The organism is Oscillibacter ruminantium GH1, from assembly GCF_000307265.1.
GTDB lineage: Bacteria > Bacillota > Clostridia > Oscillospirales > Oscillospiraceae > Oscillibacter > Oscillibacter ruminantium.
In genome coordinates this window covers 128,855-149,240 of sequence record NZ_DF158900.1, presented here as the reverse complement: position 1 = coordinate 149,240, position 20,386 = coordinate 128,855, and the positions used below count along the sequence as shown (strand labels likewise).

Here is a 20,386-nt window from a genome sequence, read left to right as displayed (position 1 = left end):
CCCTTTGGGTCCGGCGTTTAGCCTGTCAAGTTCTATGCGCTCGGCTGTAAAGACTCAGCCCCGCCACTTCCAGTCGCGGATTTCCGGCAGATCCACACCGTACTCATGGACGTACTGGGTGTGCTCCACCAACTTGTCGTTCATCTCCTGCACCAGATGGGCGCTGCGTCCGCCCAGTTCCGGCAGATACCGCAGAACATTTTTCACCAGATGGAACCGATCCACCTCGTTTTGTACCCGCATGTCAAAGGGAGTGGTGATGGTGCCCTCCTCCTTATAACCGTACACATGGATGTTGCGGTTATGGCGGCGGTAAGTCAGCTCGTGGATAAGGGTGTGGTAGCCGTGGAACGCGAAAACAATGGGCTTATTCGTGGTAAACAGCGCATCGTACTCCGCATCACTGAGTCCATGAGGATGCTCCGTGTTGGGCTGGAGCTTCATCAGGTCCACCACGTTGACCACCCGGATTTTGATCTCCGGCATCTTCTCCCGCAGGATGGTGACCGCCGCCAGCGTCTCCATGGTGGGCGTGTCGCCGCAGCAGGCCATGACCACGTCCGGCTCGCAGCCCTGATCGCTGCTGGCCCAGTCCCAGATGCCAACGCCCTGCGTGCAGTGCTTGACGGCCTGCTCCATGGTCAGCCACTGAGGGCGGGGGTGCTTGCTGGTGACCAGCACGTTTACATAGTCCCGGCTCTTGATGCAGTGGTCAAAGCAGGAAAGCAGGCAGTTGGCGTCTGGCGGCAGGTAGAGCCGCACCACGTCCGCCTTTTTGTTGGCAATGTGATCCAAAAAGCCGGGGTCCTGATGGGTAAAGCCGTTGTGATCCTGCTGCCAAACGTTGGAGGAGAGAATCAGGTTCAGCGAGGAGATCGACTCCCGCCAAGGCAGCTCGTTGCAGGTTTTCAGCCATTTGGCGTGCTGGGCGGCCATGGAGTCCACGATGCGAATAAACGCCTCGTAGCTGGCGAAGAACCCGTGCCGCCCCGTGAGAAGGTAGCCCTCCAGCATTCCCTCGCACATATGCTCGGAGAGCATGGAGTCCATGACCCGCCCGTCGGCGGCAAGGAATTCGTCTCCCTCCACCGTCTGACTGTTCCAGTCCCGGCCCGTGACCTCAAAGACCTTGCCCAGACGGTTGCTCATCGTCTCGTCCGGCCCGAAAATGCGGAAGTTTTTCGCATCCGCGTTCAGCTTAAAGACGTCTCGCACATAGCCGCCCAGCTCGATCATATCCTGCGCCTCCACCGCGCCGGGAGCGGGAACGTCCACGGCATAGTCCCGGAAATCTGGCAGGCGCAGATCCCGGCGAAGCTTGCCGCCGTTGGCGTGGGGGTTCGCGCCCATCCGCCGCTCGCCAGTGGGAGCCAGTTCTTGCAGCTGCGGAACCAGTCGGCCGTTTTCGTCGAACAGTTCCTCGGGGTGATAGCTCTCCAGCCACTCCCTCAGCTGTTCCAGATGCTCCGGCCGCTCCATGGAAATGGGCACCTGATGGGCGCGGAATGTGCCCTCAATGGGCTTGCCGTCCACCACTTTGGGGCCGGTCCAGCCCTTGGGCGTCCGCAAAATAATCATGGGCCAGTCACGCCAAGTGCGGTCGCCCGCCCGGGCCGCGGCCTGAATCGCCTTGATCTCTGCCATGACCTCGTCCAGCGTGTCCGCCATGAGACGGTGCATGGTCATGGGGTCGTCGCCCTCCACAAAGTGGGCCTTCCAGCCGCAGCCCTTGAAGTAGCACTCCAGCTGCTCGTGGGTCATGCGGGCAAAAATGGTGGGGTTGCTGATCTTATAGCCATTCAGGTGGAGAATAGGCAGCACCGCGCCGTCGGCGGCGGGATTCAGGAATTTGTTGCCCTGCCAAGAGGTGGCGAGAGGCCCCGTCTCCGCCTCGCCGTCGCCCACGGTGACGGCGGCAATCAAGCCGGGGTTGTCAAACACCGCGCCATAGGCATGGGCCAGAGAATAGCCCAGCTCGCCGCCCTCGTTGATGGAACCCGGCGTCTCCGGCGCCACATGGCTGGCGATGCCGCCGGGGAAGGAAAACTGTTTGCACAGCTTTTGCAGCCCCTCCATGTCCCGGCTGATGTTGGGATAGACCTCGCTGTAAGTCCCCTCCAGATAGGTGTTGGCCACGAAAAAGTTTCCGCCGTGTCCGGGGCCGGAAAGCAGGATCATGTCCTGATCATACTGCTTGATGATGCGGTTCAGGTGGACATACACGAAGTTCTGCCCCGGAACGGTGCCCCAGTGCCCCACGATCTTCTTTTTGATGTCGTCCATGGTCAATGGCTCCCGGAGCAGAGGGTTTTTCAGCAGATAGAGCTGCGCCGCCGCCAGATAGTTGGCCGCGCGCCAATAAGCGTCCATCTTTTTGAGATCATCCGGGGTCAAAGGCCGCTTTTCCATGCATTCGCTCATGTGGAAACCTCCATTTTTTATTCAGTCTGTATCCAATTCGGAAGCAGTCCGTGAATTCCGCCCGCTTTTTCAGCAAGGCGCACCGCCGGTTCCGTTGCTCCCAATATACCCCGCAGGTCGACCTGATTGCAAGGTCAAACCCGCAATGTTGTCAGAATGTTCAATTTTAATCCATTCCAAAGTTGTGCTTTCCGGCGCAAAAATCTTTTGTATACTAAACGCTCTAATAAACAGACCGCCGCCCGCATGGTGCGGGCGGCGGTTCTGTACCGGATTCTTTGGCTTTACGCGCAGCCCACGGTCAAAAGCACGTTGGCAAAGGTTCTGCCCTCGCCGGTGGAGATGGCCAGACGAAGCGTCTTTTCGCCGCAGGCGTCATAGAACTCCCAGCGCCCCAGTTTTTCCATGGGGACTCCCGGCATAAGCTTCTCAAATTCACTGAAAATCTCCGGCGTGGAGCCGTCCTCCGGCTGCATAACTTCCATCTTTTCAAAGTTGCAGGCAGACATCGCGGCTTCCAGTACGTCGGTGACGGTGGGAAGGCCCGGAGTCAGCCCCAGAAACACCTTTTCCGCCTCGCCGCTCTTGGCTGCCAGAGGATAGTTTCCGTCCGCGATCAGTACCTTGTCTCCATGGCCGCACAGACTCAGCACCCGCATAATCTCCGGGTGGATCAGCTTTCCGGTCAGCATAGCCTCTCCCCCTTACTGTTCATTTTCCCGCAGCTGGCCCAGCTTTCCGCCGGGATGGCAGCGGACGTACTGCTGTGCCGTCCAGCCCTGCTCCGCCTGAAGCGCGACACTCAGCGCCTGAAGCGTCAGCGTCTCCGCCAGAATGGAGTTCCGGGGCGCGCGGTTCAGGGGGCCGCCCTCCGCGCCCACACCCGCAAACAGGAATGCGTCGGACTCCTTTGCCAGCCAGCTGTCCGCATTGCCGGACACGCCGATGATCTTGCCGCCGTTATTCTTAATGGCCAGAACGGTGGACTTCAACTCCCCCGTTTCACCGGAATTGGAAATGGCGATCACCACATCCCCCGCCACCAGCTGGCCGCAGGAACCGTGGACAGCCTCGGTGCCATGGAGAAAATAGCAGGGGTTGCCGGTGGAGGAAAGCAGGGACGCCACATATCCGGACACATGGCCGGGCTTGCCGATACCGGTGATATGAATCCGCCCGCCCTTGGCCCGAGACTCCCGAATCAGGGTCACAGCCTGCTCATAGCTCTCGCTGTTCAGGTTTTCCACAAACGTGGAAAGTTCATTTTTTGCAGAGGACAAAAATGCCTCCACTGCCTGTTTGCTCTCGTTTTTCATGCTTGATTTCCTTTCTGACGCAGCGGCGCAGCCGCCCGCAGCCGGACGGCTGCGCCGTTGCAGTTTCTCTTTGATTCCGGTGCTTACCGCAGAACGTCCATCTCCGCCGGATCAAACCCGGCATACTGCCGCTCCCGCAGCAAAGACTGCACCTCTTCCAAGGTGGGCAGCGACGGCTGTGCCCCCATCCGGGACACGGTAATGGCGGCAGTGTGGCTGGCGAAGGCCAGCGCCTGCGCCTGCGGCAGTCCCGCGGTCACGGCGGTGCAAAACGCCGCCACAAAGGAATCGCCCGCAGCGGTGGGGTCCTTCACGTCGGGCATCTTCACACAGGGCGTGTAGGCAACGCCGCTGGCTCCGGCCACGGCGGAACCGTTGCCGCCCAAGGTGATGATAAGATTTTCCACGCCCTTTTTCCGCAGAGCCGCGGAGACAGCTAGCACGTCTGCCTCGTTGACCCCGTTCTCGTCCGCCCGCAGAGGCAGGCCTGCAATGGCGGCGGCCTCATGCTCGTTGGGCGAGAGATAGGTGACGCATTCCAGCAGCTCTGCCGGCAGCTCTGCCGCCGGAGCGGGGTTCAGCATCACGGGAACGCCCGCCGCCTTGGCGTACCGCGCCACGGCGATATTGATCTCCATGGGAACCTCCAGCTGGAGCATCACCAAATCAAAGCGCTTAATCTCATCTTTCAGCCATGCGATCTGCTCCACAGTGGTGGAATAGTTGGCCCCGGGAACCACGGTGATGCGGTTCTGCGCCCCGTGCTCCGTAACCTCCAGCACGATATGACCCACGCCGGAAGACTTGTTCGGGTCCACCAGTACATGACTCACGTCCACGCCGGCCTTTTTCGCGTTCTCCGTCATTTCTCTGCCGAAGGCGTCCGCGCCCACCTGCCCGACCATGGTGACCTCAGCGCCCAAACGGGCGCACTGCACAGCCTGATTTGCGCCTTTTCCGCCGGGAGCGGTGCGAAAATCGGTGCCGATAATTGTCTCGCCGGAGGCGGGCGCTTTCGGTGTGGACGCAATCAAGTCCATCATGAAGCTGCCCACCACCAGAATTTTTGGTTTTCTCAGCATGACAGTTTTCCTTTCTCTGCGCTTTGCATGAAGTAATCGTTTAACACTCAACTACCTATATGATACGATACTCCGCGTCAGAATGCAAGGCTCAAATTCCCAGCTGCTTGCGGACGTAATTTTCCATAGCAATGAGGGCTTCCACCTCGCCCCGGGCGTTCTTGTCCAGCTTGGCGCAGTCGGCACTGCGGGCGTACACGCTCATGGGCACATTCTCCAGCTTCTGATGGAACTTGCAGTTGCAGGGGTAGATACGCATCTCGATCATGCCCGCCATCGTCAGGAAGTGGGCCACCATCTGCGCCCGCTCCGGGTCGGAATCCTTGTGGTCGAACGCCCACTTGTAAAGCTCGGGGTGGAAGTTCGCCATCACGCCGCAATAGCCTGCCGCACCGTTGAGCACACTGTCATACCAAGACTGGGCGTTGGCATTGAAAATTTTCAGTGAAGTACCCTCCACGGCCTTCAGCCGCTCCCGAATCAGCTCGTAATCGCAGCAGGTGTCCTTCAAGAACACCATCCGTCCGCCTTTTCCGGCCTTGCGGAGAAACTCGGTGGAAACCAGCCGCTTCCACGGCTGCGGGCATTCGTAGATACCAAAGTCGATCTCGGGATAGCGGTCGAAAATTTCCTGTGCATTGGCCTCAAAGGCGGCCTCGCCTTCATGGTCCTGATCCAAACGGTTGCTCACCAGCACATAGGCCCCGATTCCGGGGATTTTCATCATGTTCTCCAGCTCCCGGAACTGGGTGGGCTTATCGTCGGCGGTGTGGCCGGAGGCCACGATCTGAATGCGCCCGCCCACCGCTTCGGAAGTGGCCTTGGCAATGTCCAGCTTCTCCTGCTCGGAGAGATAGAGCATTTCGCTGGACTGACAAACGGCGAAGATACCGGCGCAGCCCTTTTCAATGTACCAATTGCTCAAACGTTCGATAGCCTTGAAGTCAATGGTTTTATCATCGTGATAAGGGGTGATCATCACCGGCCAAATTCCGGGATTAATAGAAAAAGCCATAATTTTTCTCCTTAAAAGTAGTCCGATTGCAAGTTTTTATAAAAGTTCCCGCACGATTTGTTGTCGGGCGGCAGCATTCAGTTAAATTGTTTTCAGCTGCGGCACATACGCAAACGAAAACGGCTCAGGCTAAAACTGCATGGGGGAACCCGCCATAGGCGGTCAGGATGTGCGGCAGACCGCAGCAGACTCAAAAAAGTGCCTTTGGCACTTTTTTGAGGGTTTCTTACATCATGTGGAACATCCGGGGCAGGAACAGCACCACGTCCGGGACATAGGTGATGATGGCCAACACGATCAGCATCACCACAATGGGCCATTTGATCTCTTTGATAACGTCTTTCAAGGGCGTGCCGGAAATGCCGGAGGTGATGAACAGGCACATGCCGAACGGCGGGGTGGAAAGGCCCACCATCATGTTGAAGACAATGATGAGGCCAAAGTGGATGATATCCACGCCCAGCACTTGCGCCACAGGCCACAGGATGGGGATCATGACCAGCTGAATGACGGAGGTATCCACGAACATGCCCAGAACCAGAATGATAATGTTCACCATCAGCAGGAAGAGATACTTATTGTCGGTGATGCCCAGCAGCCAGTTGCCGATCATCGTGCCGATCTGCTCTTTGGCAAAAATAAAGGAAATGGCAGAGGCCGCGCCCACCATGATGGACACGGAACCGGTGGACTTCACCGTGTCGATCAGAACCTGCTTAAAGCCGTCCCACTTCAGAACACGATATCCAAAGATGGCCACGATCAGGGCATACAATCCCGCGATAGCACCCGCCTCGGTGGGAGTCATCACGCCGGTATAAATGCCGATCAGCAGGATCACAGGAGTCAGCATGGCCCAAACAGCCTTCAGGCAGTATTTGAGATACGCATGCAGCTTGGGAGGCGCGCTGCGGGGGTAATTCCGCGCCCGGGCGATGAAGAAGATATACACGCACAGGGCCAGCGCCAGCAAAACACCGGGCACCATGCCTGCCATGAACAGCGCGCCCACGGACGCGTTGGTCAGCATAGCGTAAATCACCATGGGGATGGAGGGTGGGAAAATGGGGCCGATGGTGGCGCTGGCGGCGGTGATGGCGCAGGAAAACCCGTCGTCATACCCCTCTTGGCGCATGGCGTCGATCTCCATTTTGCCAAGGCCGGAGGCATCCGCCACGGCGGAGCCGGTCATGCCGGAGAACACCAGAGAGGCCAGCACGTTCACATGGGCAAGTCCGCCGTGGAACCGGCCCACAAGGCCCTTGCACACACCGAAAACATACTCCGTGATCTTACCGGCGTTCATAATGTTGGCGGCAAAAATGAACAGCGGCACAGCTATAAGAGTACCGTTGGTAAAAACCTGCTCAATCGTCTTTTGCGCCACCAGATGGAGACTTCCCGATTCGCCCATCAGCGCCGCGCCGATGGACTGGCCGGAAGTCACTGCACCCAAAAGAAAATACGTCATGCAGGCGGCGATCATCCCGGTGGGGATGGGCATCCGCAGTACAAAAATCAGGACAAATACCAGAAGAAAACCGATTAAAGGCAGATATTCCATCTTATTTGTCCTCCTTTCTCATGCTGGCGTCAATGTCCACGTTCAGGTTGATGCTCTCCTGCGCGTTAGCCGCCTCGATGGCCAGTTCGGCCTCAGACTTGCTCTCGCCCAGCATTTTGTCGATATACTTCTGGTTCCCCCGCAGGGCCATGATCTCTTCAAAGATATCCATCAGGGCATACACCAGAATGAGTCCCAGAAAGACCACATAGGGAAAGAAAACCAGCGTCTTCGGGATTTTCAGAATACTGGTGACCTGCGCCCGTTCTGCCAAGCCCAAAATATAGTGGAGCGAGGGGATAAACGCCGCTGCAAAGGTCACGGCAATAATCAAATTGCCAAGCATGGCGGTGATGGCTTTTCCCTTGACGCCTAAGGAGTCATACAACAGCGTAAAAGACACATGCGCTTTTTCCCGCTGGGCAAAGCAGGCTCCCAGCAGCACCAGCCAGAGGAAGCACATCTGCTCCACCTCCAGCGTCCAAGACTGCGGATTGTTGGCAACATAGCGCATGAAGACCTGGAAGCAAAAGATCAGAAACAGCGCTGTAAAGGCAATGATGGGAATATACAATTCCACACAGTTACGGATAAACCGCCCGATTTTTTTCAGGCCATTCAAAAAACATCTCTCCTTTCAAAGGGGGCTTCAATTGTTGATGGAGTGTGGTCGTGTTCCGCGTTCAGATTTTGTTAAAATACGGAACACTGTTCTCAATAAAAGTTTTTAAAAAGGCCGGGGGGCCGGCATACCAGCCCCCCGGTGAGGATCTTGGATATTTCCGCGCAGGAAACCTGCCCCTTAGGCCATAGCCTGAATCTCGGCCAGCAGGTCTTTGTCCCAGCTGTCGGAGATGGGGTCGTTCAGATAAGTCTCCAGCACATGGTCGGCAAACGTAGCCACGTCGGCCTCGTAAATGCTCAGGCCCTGCTCTTTCAGGAAATCCTGAACTTCAGACTCGGTCTTCAGGTTCTGATCGTCGCAGGACTGGCGGGCGGCCTCAATCGCCTCCATCACCCAGCCCTTCTGGGTATCGGTCAGAGAATTCCAAGTGTTCACGTTCATGGTGGGCCACACGGAGTCCACCAGATGATTGGTCAAAGAGATGGACTTCTGAACCTCATAGAACTTGGCGGACTGCACGGTGGGCAGGGGGTTGTCCTGACCGTCCACGGTGCCGGTCTGCAAGGCGAGATACAGGTCGTTAAAAGCGATGGCAGTGGGGTTTGCACCCATGGCCTTGCCCAGGAAAACCCACGCGTCGGAGTTGGGCATCCGCAGGTTTACGCCCTTCAGATCATCGGGAGTGGTGATGGCGCGGTCTTCGGAAAGGCTGATCTGGCGAGTACCCAGATAGTAGGCGCCCAGAGGCAGGATGCCCTGCTCGTCGGCGATCTTCTGGAAGACTTCCTTGCCGATGTCGCCGTTGAGAACCTTGGTCATGTGGTCATAGCTCTGGAACACATAACCCGCGGTGAACATGGAAACCCAAGGAGATCCATCCGTCAGCCAAGAGGCGGAAGAGTAGATCATGTCCACGTCGCCGTTTTTCACAGCGTCGGTTTCCGTATCCTGACCATACAGGGTGCCGGAATCGTAGCACTCCACGGTCATGTTGCCGCCGGAGATCTCCTCCAGCTTTTCCTTAAAGACCTTCTGGGCAGCGCCGTGCGCGTCAGTGGGGACGGCGGCGATGGAGAAAATCAGGTTTACAGGCTCTCCCGCGTCGCTGCTTGCGGCAGAGGCGGAGCCGGATGCTGCGGGGGCAGAGGTAGAGCCGCTGCTGCCGCAGCCAGCCAACATGCCGGCCACCATGACGGATGCGGACAGCATTGCAAGGGTTCTCTTCCAATTTTTCATCGAAATATCCTCCTAAAAAAATTCCAAATATTTTGCGCCTTCCGGCGTTGGGTCACGATGCTCAGCGATAAATGCGCTCCCGCATTCTCTGGGCGGTGTCGATCAGGAACTTGGAACAGCGCAGCAGCTTTTCGTCGGTCATGACGCTGGCGGGACCGGATGTGCTGATGCCAGCCACCAGCTGTCCCGTGCCGCTGAACACCGGCGCGCCGATGCAGCGGACGTTGTACTCCCGCTCGCAGTTATCAATGGAATAGCCGCGCCGCCGGGTTCGCCAAAGCTCCTCAATGATCTGATCGTGATCGGTCACGGTCGCGTCGGTATAAGGCGTGCGGTCCGGCGTAATGTGCGCCTCCCACTTGTCCTCGGGCATGGCGGAAAGGATCGCCTTTCCGATTCCCGTGCAGTACAGCGGCGAATGCTCACCAAGAATGTCTCGGTAGGGCAGTTCCTGCATCCGGGCTATGGGGTGGGCCACATAGAGGTAAAGGACATCCGTTCCATGGGGCAGACCAAAGTAAACAATCTCGCCGGTCTTGTTGGCCAAATCCGTCAAAAGGTCGTACACAGCCCGGGGATATCCCAAATGCTGGTTGATGATGTAGGAAAACTCCAAGAGCTGTAAACCCAGTGTATATTTCCCGTTGGGCAGCTTTTCAATGTATCCCCCCTGCTGAAATGTGGTCAGGATGTTGTGCGCATTGCTTTTTGTGATTCCGTTTAACTCTGCCAGCTCCGTCACGCCAAGCTCCGGCGTCCGCACGGAGAAACACTCCAAAATCCGCAGCGCCTTCGCCAGAGATTTTACTTTCGGGTCCAGTGCCTCGTCTATCTCAACCGCCCCCTAGCTGTTCATCATTAGAGAACGCCTTTCTCTAATCTATGACAATTATACAAAATAGCAGGATTTTGCGCAAGCTGTTTTAAAAAAACCGTGATTTTTTTTAATTTTAACGTTTATATGAAGTAAAATGCAGGTTATCGTTCTTTGATAGTGAACATTGTTTTTTTATTTTTGTGCGAAATGCCTTAACAGCTATGAGTGGTTTCTTACCGCCTGGTTTACACAAACCCGATTTTAGGCGTATACTCTTTCTGTCAAAGGACCAATTTTGCTTCTTTGACAGCATCGCCGCACAGCGGCTGAAGGAGGATCTCACACATGCTTTACGATACTTTGAATCATCTTTCCGCGTATTGCGCCCTTTCCCCCCGTCTGGCACTGGCCTTTCGCTTTCTGGCGGAGGCGGATTTTTCCAAACTCCCCGATGGACGCATAGAATTGGACGGGCAGGATGTATACGCCAGTCTCAGTTCCTATGAAACGAAATCAATAAACGACACCCCCGAGGCCCACCGGAAGTACATCGACGTGCAGTTTTTAGTGAGCGGCACGGAAAAGGTGGGCGTTGCCCCGCTGTCCGTCATGCAGGAAGAAGTCTCCGGCGACGAGCAGGGCGACATCTGGTTCTATCACGGGCCAACCGAGCCGCTGACTCTCGGCGGTGATCGGGTTTTGGTGCTCTGGCCGCAGGACGCGCATGCCCCCTGCATGGCGATTGACATGCCCGAAACCGTGCGCAAATGTGTGGTAAAAGTGCGGGTCTAAGCCGCAAACGAAATAATTATCCGCAGACCGCCGGAAGCGGCAGTCTGTGGACAGAATTCAACCCCGGACGGGTGATGGCATCCGTCCGGGGTCTTTTACGTAGAAAATCAGAAAATATTTCCGCTTTTACTGACGTGCAAAGGTATCCTGCGCACTTTTTAAAAATCGACGGCCCGCAGGAGACAGTTCTTCCAGATGCGGCACCGCCACGCCCAGCCGCCTGCGCACCCGCGGCTCCAGCGGCATTGCCACCACTCCGGGATACGGCTCCTTGAGGTACAGTCCCGGCAGAATGCTGATGCCCAACCCCATCCGGACCATTGCCAAAATCGCCAATTCGTCCATGGAGGTAAACCGGACATTGGGCGAAAACTCCGCCTCCTGCAAGGCGCGGCGAATATCGTGGTCATAAACGCCGTCCTCCAGAATAAACGGTTCGTCTCCGATCTCCTGCAGGGGCATGGCTTCCCGTTTTGTCAGCGGGTGAGACTCCGGCGCCACAACCAGCAGATCGTCCTCCATAAACCCCACCCAGTCGTGGGGCCGATCCGGCTGCCAGCTGCAAAACGCCATTTCCACCACGTCGTCCCGCAGCCAAGCGTCCACATCCTCCTGTCCCCCCTCCCGCAGAGCCACCGTGATAGCAGGATACTGTTCCTCAAAATCCCGCAGAATAGCAGGCAGCCAGAATCGAGAAATGCAGGGAAAGGACGCGATGGACACGGTCCCTACCGCCAGACCTCGGATATCCGCCGTTTCCTGCTCCAGCTGGCGGTTTCGCTGCTCCAAGTCCCGCAGCAGCGGCAAAATACGGCGGCATTCCGCCGTAGGCTGCACCCCGGTTCGAGAGCGGAGCAGCAGCGGAAACCCCACCTCGGCCTCCAAAGTCTTTATGATGTAGCTTAGACCGGACTGGGTATAACCCAGCTTCTCCGCCGCCCGGGTCAGGTTGCCCGCGTCAATCGCCGCCAGCAGCGCCGTGCGTTTGTCGAGTTCCATAGCGCCCTCCTTCCATCAGAAAGTCTAATGTAATCGATTGAATTTTCCCGTTTTACAAATGCTCTTCTATCTAATATAGTGAAAGTAGAAAAGGAAGCAAGTGCCAACCTACCGGATACAGCACTTTCAAACAGGTATGATATGAGCTTATTTTAATTGGAAGGATGATTTCAATGATGAAAAATCATGTTCTGTCACTGGTTCTGTGGTGCGTCAGTGCCGTCGTGCTGGGGGCCGTCACGATTCTGATCCCCTCCGTCTCCGATTTGACCCGCAATCTTTTGGGGATTGCCACCGTGGTCGCCATCTGCGGTCTTTCCGTGGAATTTGAGCGCGGCCGCCACACTTCGGCAAACGACCCCGAAAGCAACTCCACAAAGGCTTATTTCTCCTCTCTTCATAAGGCGGCCTAAGCCGCCGCATCGGTGGCCCAATCCCTCTGGGCCGCTGCCCCTCACCAAAGAGACCGCTTCGTGCGGTCTCTTTTTTATATCCGAGCGCCGTGCTGTTTAAGACAGCCCCTCGTCATTCGCGGCAGATACCTTACGTTCGCGGTGTCGCCTATGTGGGGACGTCTTAAAAAACCGCCCTCCAAGGGTTCGGCAGGAAATTTCTGCTCAACGGTTGGAGGGCGGTTTTTTTGCTTCCGTTGTCGGAAACGCCGCAGATATTCTCTACCTGCGCCGCGTTTTACGCGGCACAGGTAATTTTTTGATTGGAGGATTTCCCCGCTTATTTAGCCCGGTTCATCCGCCAGACGATAGCGGAAATCTGACCGCGGGTCATGGTGTTGGTGGGTTTGAAGGTGCTGGTCCCGTTGGAGAAGTATCCCTCTACAATACCGGCGGCACTCAGTGCCTGCACGTAAACGTCTCCGGTATCGGTAAAGGGCTTCACGCTGGAAAGATTGGAGAGGCTCAGGCGCATGGCCTTGGCCGTAATCTGCGCCACAGCCAAACGGCTGATCGGCCGATCCAGATCTTTCTCATTCACACCGGTCAGCAGTCCGTCCGCCTTGGCGCGGCTCAGATATCCGCTGAAGGGATGTTTGCCGGTGGGGCTCTGTACGTTGTAATTGGCGGCCAGCATGATGAGCTTCAGCGCCTGCCCATAGGTCACGGTCTTGTCCGGTCGGAAGTATCCGTCGGGATAACCGTCGATCACCTTTCCGTCACTCAGTTCCGCCACATACTTATAGCACCAGACGGACGACGACACATCGCGATAGCTTTTCAGCGTCGAAACAATGCCCAAACAGAACCTGCCGCTGGCAATCGCCCGGTTCGAGCTGTTGTAAGCCAAGTAAGGGATTTCCACCGAGCCGGTGAATCCGGAGGCGGGGACGAAGCGCAGGTCGCTGATCTTTCCGCTATTGGAATTGCTGGAGTAGAGATATCGGGTGGAGGTATTGGCCTTGGTGGAGCCGGTGCCCACATAAACCGTCCCCTTGGATGCGGCGGGCAGGTCCAGAAGCTGAATGCTGTACAGGGAGGCATTGGAATTCACAGCGGCAGCCACCGCGCTGTAAATCGCACCGGCAGGGAACGTCACCGAGGTGTTCATCGGCGTGGTCCCGTAGACATCCTGCACCGTTACGTTGTTGACGCTGATCAGGATGCCCCCTGTCACAGAGCGGTTATTGGTGCTGTATGCCGTGAAAGGAATGGTCACGCAGTAATTGGACCCGCTGGGAACATACGTCAGCTCACTCAGCGCATACTGGTTCGTTCCGGTGGGGCTGAAGTACAGCAGCTGGCTTCCGCAGTTGGCCGAGGTCAGTCGCAGGCTGGTCGCGCCATAACTGCTGACGCCGTAGTAGTTATAATACAGCGTTCCCGTCTCAGGCACACCCCCCAGCTTCACAGACTGAAGGGTTGATCCGGCATAAGTCTTATTCAGGAACCGGGCAATGTCGTTGGGATTGATCTGAACATTGATACCGCCTGTGGTATTATACCGCACATCTCCCCGCTTGACGGACTCCTTGGCCTGAATCACCAGCGTACCGTCCACATAGCGGTCATTATCGTAATACGCCCGGAAGTCAAAGGACATGCTGCCGGTAAAACTGCTGGAGGCCACAAAGCTGATGTCGTTCAGGGGGAAACCGCTTTTGCTGGAGCCGTTGTAATAATAAAGATAGCTGGTGAGATTGCTTTTTGTAAAAGAGCGTTCGCTTCTTCCGCCATAGTCGTAGTAAAACGTTCCGTTTGACGTATCGTAGGCGTTGGAGGACAGGAAGGCCACATACTGCAGATCATAGTTGGAATAGGACTCCCGGAAAAAGCGGCTGAAATCGCTCCCGTTGAGTTCCACTTCCTCCCCCTGATTCACCTGATAGGTGATGTTGGAGGCTGTTCCGCTGATCTGAATTTCCATGGTGCCGTCTGTATAGCGGTTGTTGGAATAATAGGCGCGGAAGCTGATGGTGATCGTCCCTCTGGAGGCATTGGCGGCAGCCACAAAGCTCATGCTGTCAATGGGATACGTACCGTAGTTGGAGTCGCTGTAATAGTAAGCGTAGTCGTCCACGGTACTGCGGGAAAACACCTGCTGATTGGAATTCCCGTAGTTATAGTAAAACGCGCCATCAGAGTCAGAAAACGAACTCACGGAGTTAAACTCCATCCACCGAACCGTTTCCGAATAGTTATTCTGGAACACACGGTTAAAGTCACTCCGGTCCAAAGTCACCTTCTGCCCCGGCCGCACCGTATAGGTAATCTTGTTGCCGGAGGATGCAGTGGTGTTGACGTAGAGAATTCCCTGAATGGTGGTATACCCATCCGTGGCAGAGTACGTCACGGAGTAGGTTCCCTTCGTACCGCTGGGCTCGAAGTACAGGTCGGTAATCGGAAGATTCCCGCCGCTGTAAGAATAGGTCCGTCCGGCGAGTGAAGTTTTTCCACTGTTGGCATATAAAATGCCGTAAGACGTATTGGAGACGGAGGAGAAGGTCACTGAGGAAAGGTTTCCTCCCGTCACGGTACTAAAAAGACTGTTCAGCTTGTTGCGCACATTGGTCCCCACGGTGACGCCGCCGGTTCCCGTAACATCGACCGTTGCATTCTGGTTGTTGGCGCTCACAGAGTAGACCGCATAATAGGTGATGTTGGCGGTCACAGCCGTCTGCGCCACCTGTGCGGAGTTCAAAACGGCCTGCCCGATATAAATAGCGGTCGTGCCGGGATTCGCCGTCGTCCATCCCCGAAACGTATAGGAGCAGTTGGCGGCGGTCTTCGACGGCGTACCGGGATTGCTGGGCTTTGCGTCCTTGGCGATGTTGGACTGGGTCGCAAACACACTGCCCCCGTTGATAAATGTCACGGTAAATTTTGCGGCGGTTGGCAATCCGCCCCGCCCGCATTGGTCGCACACACCGTCGTTATTGGCGTCCACGTGGGGTTCCGGAGCCGAAGTCCCCTTGCAGACCGTGCAGGTTCTCCAGTGAGCTGCGGCATTTGAAGTATAGTTATTGTCATATGTATGGGGCGCTCTCGTTCCTGCGATTTCCTGCTGACAGACCGAGCAGATATGCCAGTGCGCCATTGTGTCAGAAGTCCAAGCGTCAGACGGGGTGTGGGGCAGCGGAGGAATTGTTTCCTCTCTCTGATACCCGCAATTATCCAAGCAGACATAGACGTTTTTTCCGGCTTGCGCGCAGGAGGCAGGCACTGTGGAAGTCGGCACAGCCGGCAGATGGTGCTCCTCTTTCTCCAGTTCCTGACCACAGACATCGCAGACTTTCTGATGATAAATGCCGTCTTTTCGATCTTTCCATCCGCCTGTGCTCACATGAGGCGCTTGCTCGCTTCTGGCCTCGCAGCCGGGATCTGTGCAGGCGTGCCAGTGGTTGGTCGCGTCGCTGGTCCAGTTCGGGCTGAAGTTGTGCTCATCTGCTCCGGCAGGGATCGCCGTTCCCGCCAGCATGAAGGCCGCCAGCAGAAATGCCGGCAACTTTTTCTTCCAAAACTCTTTCATGTTCTCCCTCCATCGCGCGCATTGCATACGGTTACATAATATCTATCTTTAACATAGCGGAAATCCTTTTTCCAGTCATGAACAAATTATGAACAAACAACCATTTTTACCCCTCCCCAACAATTATTTTCGGCGGCAAAGGCTATGCGCGAAAAGGCCCCATTTTTTGAGCCGCAATTTGTTTTTCTTTGCGCATGAGTTTATATCCCTATCCAACATATAAGCCCGCGCCTCAAAGGGAATTCCGGCGGAAGCACAAAAGGAGAGACAATATCGGTGCATGGGCAAAAATTGAGCGGAGGCCGGGATGAAAGTCCCGGCCTCCGCTCGGTGTTATCTGGTTGTTCCGTTTGAAAGGTGCTTACTGTGCGTTGTTGTCTCTGCGCTTCTTGCCCGCGATAGCAATCCACACCAGTCCGAGTCCGGACACCGCAGCAGCCATCACCCACAGGATGATGTTGTCGCCGGTGGCAGGAGCCAGCGCCAGAGGTGTGGCCTCATCGGGGATCTCCGTCAGAGGCACATCCTCATCGGGAATTTCCGTGGTAGGTGTGCTGACATCGGGAATATCCGTGGTCGGGGTATTCGTATCGGGGATGACCACGCTGGGCGTCTCGCCGGGGCCATAGCCGCCCTCAGGGTCAGAACCGGGGCCGGGGTTGGGCGTGCTGTTCTGGACATAGGTGTTAGTCACGGTCATGACAGCGCCCTGCTTATCCGGGCTCCCCATCTCAACGCTTACCACCCCGTCGGTCGTGCTTGCGTCCACGTCGCTGTCGACGTAGGAAACGCTCCATGTGACGGTGCTGTCGAGGATGGATGCATCCGCCTCAGCCACGGTGTAGCTGCCGGTGGGCAATCCATAGATGGTCAGGCTATTGGCGCCGGTAATGCTTACGGTGGCTGTACCGTTGGCAAAGGTCACCATTCCGGAAGCTGTCTCATAGGAGCCGTTCACGTCGGCAGGTCCCGTGATAGTGAAGGTAAAGACTCGGTTTATGCCAACACTCGCATATCCGCCGCTCAAAACCTTGTTCAGAGTCAGTGCGCCGCGGTCACGGGCATAGGTTACAGTGACCGTCACGTTCTTGGCGGGCATTTTGCCCTCCACCACAGTGAGGTCTGCAGTGTACCCCGCGATAACGGGAGATGTCACGCTGTACGTGCTGTTGAAGGCCAGACTTTCCGTGTGAGTTTCTGCGATGGGATTGCCGGTCTCACCGTTCACGTAGTAGATGGACAGATGATAGCTGTTGGTGCTGGTGGTCGCATTGATAACCACGTCCTTGGCGGGCATCTTGAAGGTTACGGGAGCACCGCTCACAAAGACCGCATCGGCGGTGGTCCACTCGCTCACGGTGCTGCCGTCAGAGACATGCTTATCGCGGACAGTGACATTGGTGCCAAAATCGTAGGTTTCCACATTGCCCACCGGATTGCCGTTCACCTTATAGGTAACGGTGTAGGACTGGGCAGCGTTTTCAACCAGCAGCATGTTGTCATTGTTCAACTCCGCGTCGGCGGGCAGAGATGCGGTGTAGGTGGTGCGCGTCACATAGGAGTTGCCCTCCAGAGCCGTGTTCTTCTCGCTGGACACGGTCACGGTCCATTCCTTCCCTGTGAGCTTATAGCCCTCGGGAGCGTTGATCTCCTTCAGGGTATACGTGCCATTGGGAACGTTTCCGTTAAAGGTCAGGACTGCCGCGCCCGTTTCCGTGCTGGTGTCGGCGGAAAGCACTTTATTCTCGCCGTCAAACAGGGCAAAGGTCGCAGCGCTGGTGGTGATGGGATCGCCCTTGCCGTCCACCTTCAAAATGTGCAGATAGGCGGGAACGGTGTCCGTGGAGGTGTTTTTGTCAAAGCTGGCGGCAAACCGGAACCAGACCTGATTCACATTTTCTACACCGCCAACCGTGGCGGAGCCGGTGGCCTTCTCGGCCGCATGGTTGCCGGCGAAGGGATTGATGGCGATCACCTCGGAAGTGACGGTTTCGGGCTTGGCTTCCGGAGTGGTCTGATAGGGCTTGCCATTCATGGTCCAATTCTTAAAGGTGTAGCCTGCCACGGCGGGAGCCTTGGTGAAGGTCACGCCGTCTTTGGTATTCGTACTGAAGATATTCTGAATGTCGGAGATATTGGTATAGGCGCTGCTGGCCGCACCGTAGTCCACGCTCATGTGGATAAGCTGTGCGAAGTAATAGTCCAGTGTAATAACCTTGCTGTTCTCCTTGGAACTCATGGCATTCAGCAGGGCTGTTTTCAGTTCGGACTCCAGATTACCACTGCCGATGCCCTTGCCGTTAATCTTGGCCATCTGGTTTTTGCCCAGTGCGCCGGTGCCGTTTTCCATGCCGTACTCGTTTCCGGCGGCGATCAGGCCCACATAGGAGGGGGCGTTGAGCGTCATGCTCGGGTTCTTTCCCGTGCGCTGGAAGAAGGTCGCCTTGTCAGCGTCCACAATGCCGGTGTAGAACTTGCCTGCGGCAATGGCGGGCACATCGCTCAGGGACAGATCATAGCTCTGAGAGATGGTCTGATAGGTGGTCGAACCCAAATCACGGTAGTTAATGTTCAGCTGCATCTGGTACTTGCTGGCCAACACGCCATCCACGTGGAAGCCGTCGGTGCTGCTGATGGCGGTGTCCTTAACTACATACCACAGCACCTGATACTTGCTGGTGTTAAGATTATCCGCGGAAAAGTCCGTGATGACCGCACCGTCAAACGTGGTGATGGACGCGGCGTTCTTCCGGGTTCCCGCATTCCGCAGTGCATTCAAAACAGCCTCGTCGGAGGGAACACTGGCCTGATCCTTCAGCAGGATATAGTTGCTGTCGTTCTTCACGAACAGGCCGCGGATCGTCTCATTGGTAGTCGCAGGCTCCGTGCTCTTGCCCGCCACATAGTCCACGCTGCCCGTGGTGGATTCCACGGCAGAGGTCTGAACGGTCTTGGAGAAGATGCTGGTATCCTGATTCTTAACAGCATCGCTGTAATCCAGAACGGTGCCGTTCATGTTGACATACCAGTTGATCACGCGGTAGTTGGTGATGATAGACATGCCGTCTGCATTGGTGGTGATATTCTTATCGCCCGTCAGGGTGACCTTACCGTTCAGAGCGGTCAGGGTATAAACCGCATCGTTTTTCTGATAGCCGCCGACCTGCTGTTCCTTCATGAAGTAGGTGTTGTTGTCAGGAACCGTGAAGGAGACTGTGCCGGTAACGTCGCCCGCCTTGGTGGAAACCGCATAATCCTTGTCGTCCGCAGTGCCGTCACCGTTCAGATCGAATAGATTCTTGCACGCTGCGTCGGTATACAGGTTGAACTTTGCGTTGTTTACACCCTTGCCGTTGCCGTCCTGCTTGAGGAAGGTGACGGAGCTGACGGCCTGATACTGCATGGTATAGGTGATGCTAGTGGCCTTTGCCGTCTTCATGGCTTCATAGGCGTCGTTCAGAGAAGCATACTGCTTGTTGTTCTCATCGAAGAAGCCCATTGTCTCAAAGTTGGAATTTGCGGTGACGACCGGAGCCGTGGTGACTGCGCCATTTGCAAGGTCTTCCACGTTGAACTTGTAGGTGTACTGCTGATAGCTCTTTTCACCGTTGGGCGTAAAGATATCTTTCACCCAAGTCCAGATGGTATCCAGAACGCCATCCGTGCCGTTGTCCAGCTTGCCATTGTCGGCAGCTTTGAAAATCACGGAGTAGGTGATGGGCTGGGTCTTAACGACGACATCATGCTTCTCTGTAATCGTGGAAACGGTGTAGCTGCCGTTGCTCACGTTGCTGGTCACATCCTTGCCGTTGTCGGTGACGGAGACAAGCTCATAGCCCTCTTCCAGCGTCCATGTGACATTGGTGCTCTCGCCCTTGTTCACAGTGACTGGAGTGGTACTGGTGATGGAACCGCCAACCTGATGTTCGGGGTTGGATGCGGCGATAGAAGCCGTGACGCCGTAGGTCTGCACGTCGTAGTACACGTTGAAGCTCTTGTTGCCCGTGCCGTCATAGCTGACGGAGGTAGTGCCGTTAAAGTTGTCGGAGTTCTTGACGTAGTAGCCCTGGACGCCATCTTTTTCCAGCGTGGCATAGGCATAGTCTGCCAGAGTCTTCGCGGCGGCATCTTCCTTCAGAGCGACAATCTCCGCGTCACGAACACTGTCCGTGGTGTTGGTCAGGTAGTAGTTGATGGTCAGAGTCTCGCCCCTGAAGTCCCGGGTCTCGCCATAGATCATCACATCCGCGTCGGGCATGGTGGCAGGCAGCGTGCCCTTCAGCGCGGTGTTCTCCGTGCCGCCGATGCTGGTGGAAGACCAGCCATCAAACTTCTTGCCCGCCAAATCGCCCGTGGTGGGGGCATAGCCGTAGCCGGTGCTCAGGCTCGTGCCGTAGGCCACGCTCTGTTCACCCTTGAAGCTCATCACTTCGAATCCGTTCAGGATATAGGTGATGGTGTACTTGTTGGCCTTGTAGGTCACGGTCTCGGTCACATTGCTGTCGGGCATCGTGCCTTCCACCGTGGCAACGTTCGGC

At 56.2% G+C, this 20,386-nt stretch carries 14 protein-coding genes; 2 read left to right on the top strand and 12 right to left on the bottom strand.

Annotated features, from left to right (window positions below):
- Positions 1 to 54 precede the first annotated feature (54 nt).
- From ON16_RS12785 to ON16_RS12745, 9 genes are all read right to left on the bottom strand, one after another.
- A complete protein-coding gene (locus ON16_RS12785; protein ID WP_040663351.1) occupies positions 55 to 2,421 on the bottom strand; it encodes a phosphoketolase family protein in 2,367 nt (788 codons plus the stop codon).
- A gap of 284 nt (positions 2,422 to 2,705) precedes the next feature.
- Entirely contained in the window at positions 2,706 to 3,113 is a 408-nt protein-coding gene (locus ON16_RS12780; RefSeq protein WP_040663348.1) for an RbsD/FucU domain-containing protein, read from the bottom strand.
- Between the two features lie 12 nt (positions 3,114 to 3,125).
- Positions 3,126 to 3,737, bottom strand: coding sequence for a KpsF/GutQ family sugar-phosphate isomerase (locus ON16_RS12775; RefSeq protein ID WP_040663345.1), 612 nt, complete (start codon positions 3,735 to 3,737; stop codon positions 3,126 to 3,128).
- Between the two features lie 83 nt (positions 3,738 to 3,820).
- Positions 3,821 to 4,819, bottom strand: a complete 999-nt coding sequence (rbsK, locus tag ON16_RS12770; RefSeq protein ID WP_040663342.1) for a ribokinase — start codon at positions 4,817 to 4,819, stop codon at positions 3,821 to 3,823.
- Positions 4,820 to 4,910: 91 nt separating this feature from the next.
- On the bottom strand, positions 4,911 to 5,834 hold the full coding sequence (locus ON16_RS12765) for a dihydrodipicolinate synthase family protein (RefSeq protein WP_040663340.1): 924 nt from the start codon (positions 5,832 to 5,834) through the stop codon (positions 4,911 to 4,913).
- Positions 5,835 to 6,060: 226 nt separating this feature from the next.
- Positions 6,061 to 7,398 (bottom strand): TRAP transporter large permease, encoded by a 1,338-nt coding sequence (locus tag ON16_RS12760; RefSeq protein WP_040663337.1) that lies wholly within the window; start codon positions 7,396 to 7,398, stop codon positions 6,061 to 6,063.
- Between the two features lies 1 nt (position 7,399).
- On the bottom strand, positions 7,400 to 8,020 hold the full coding sequence (locus ON16_RS12755; protein ID WP_051131756.1) for a TRAP transporter small permease: 621 nt from the start codon (positions 8,018 to 8,020) through the stop codon (positions 7,400 to 7,402).
- Between the two features lie 180 nt (positions 8,021 to 8,200).
- Entirely contained in the window at positions 8,201 to 9,259 is a 1,059-nt protein-coding gene (locus ON16_RS12750; RefSeq protein WP_040663335.1) for a sialic acid TRAP transporter substrate-binding protein SiaP, read from the bottom strand.
- A 61-nt stretch (positions 9,260 to 9,320) separates the two neighbouring features.
- The gene (locus tag ON16_RS12745; protein WP_274531956.1) at positions 9,321 to 10,058 is read right to left on the bottom strand and encodes an IclR family transcriptional regulator; all 738 of its coding nucleotides are present in this window, start codon (positions 10,056 to 10,058) and stop codon (positions 9,321 to 9,323) included.
- A gap of 363 nt (positions 10,059 to 10,421) precedes the next feature.
- Between ON16_RS12745 and ON16_RS12740 the strand changes: the two genes are divergently transcribed.
- The gene (locus tag ON16_RS12740) at positions 10,422 to 10,868 is read left to right on the top strand and encodes a NanQ anomerase/TabA/YiaL family protein (protein ID WP_051131754.1); all 447 of its coding nucleotides are present in this window, start codon (positions 10,422 to 10,424) and stop codon (positions 10,866 to 10,868) included.
- Between the two features lie 126 nt (positions 10,869 to 10,994).
- Here ON16_RS12740 and ON16_RS12735 read toward each other — a convergent pair whose 3' ends face one another.
- A complete protein-coding gene (locus tag ON16_RS12735; protein ID WP_040663332.1) occupies positions 10,995 to 11,867 on the bottom strand; it encodes a LysR family transcriptional regulator in 873 nt (290 codons plus the stop codon).
- Positions 11,868 to 12,040: 173 nt separating this feature from the next.
- On the opposite strand from ON16_RS12735, the gene ON16_RS12730 reads away from it, so the two are divergent.
- The gene (locus ON16_RS12730) at positions 12,041 to 12,280 is read left to right on the top strand and encodes a hypothetical protein (RefSeq protein WP_040663329.1); all 240 of its coding nucleotides are present in this window, start codon (positions 12,041 to 12,043) and stop codon (positions 12,278 to 12,280) included.
- A gap of 319 nt (positions 12,281 to 12,599) precedes the next feature.
- Here the strand turns inward: ON16_RS12730 and ON16_RS12725 are convergent, their stop codons facing one another.
- Together ON16_RS12725 and ON16_RS12720 are read right to left on the bottom strand one after the other, a co-directional pair.
- Positions 12,600 to 15,848 carry an S-layer homology domain-containing protein gene (locus ON16_RS12725; protein ID WP_040663326.1) on the bottom strand — a complete coding sequence of 1,083 codons (3,249 nt, stop codon included), beginning with the start codon at positions 15,846 to 15,848 and terminating at the stop codon, positions 12,600 to 12,602.
- A gap of 361 nt (positions 15,849 to 16,209) precedes the next feature.
- Positions 16,210 to 20,386 (bottom strand): SpaA isopeptide-forming pilin-related protein (locus ON16_RS12720; protein WP_158441630.1); only part of this gene is annotated, 4,177 nt, incomplete at its 5' end.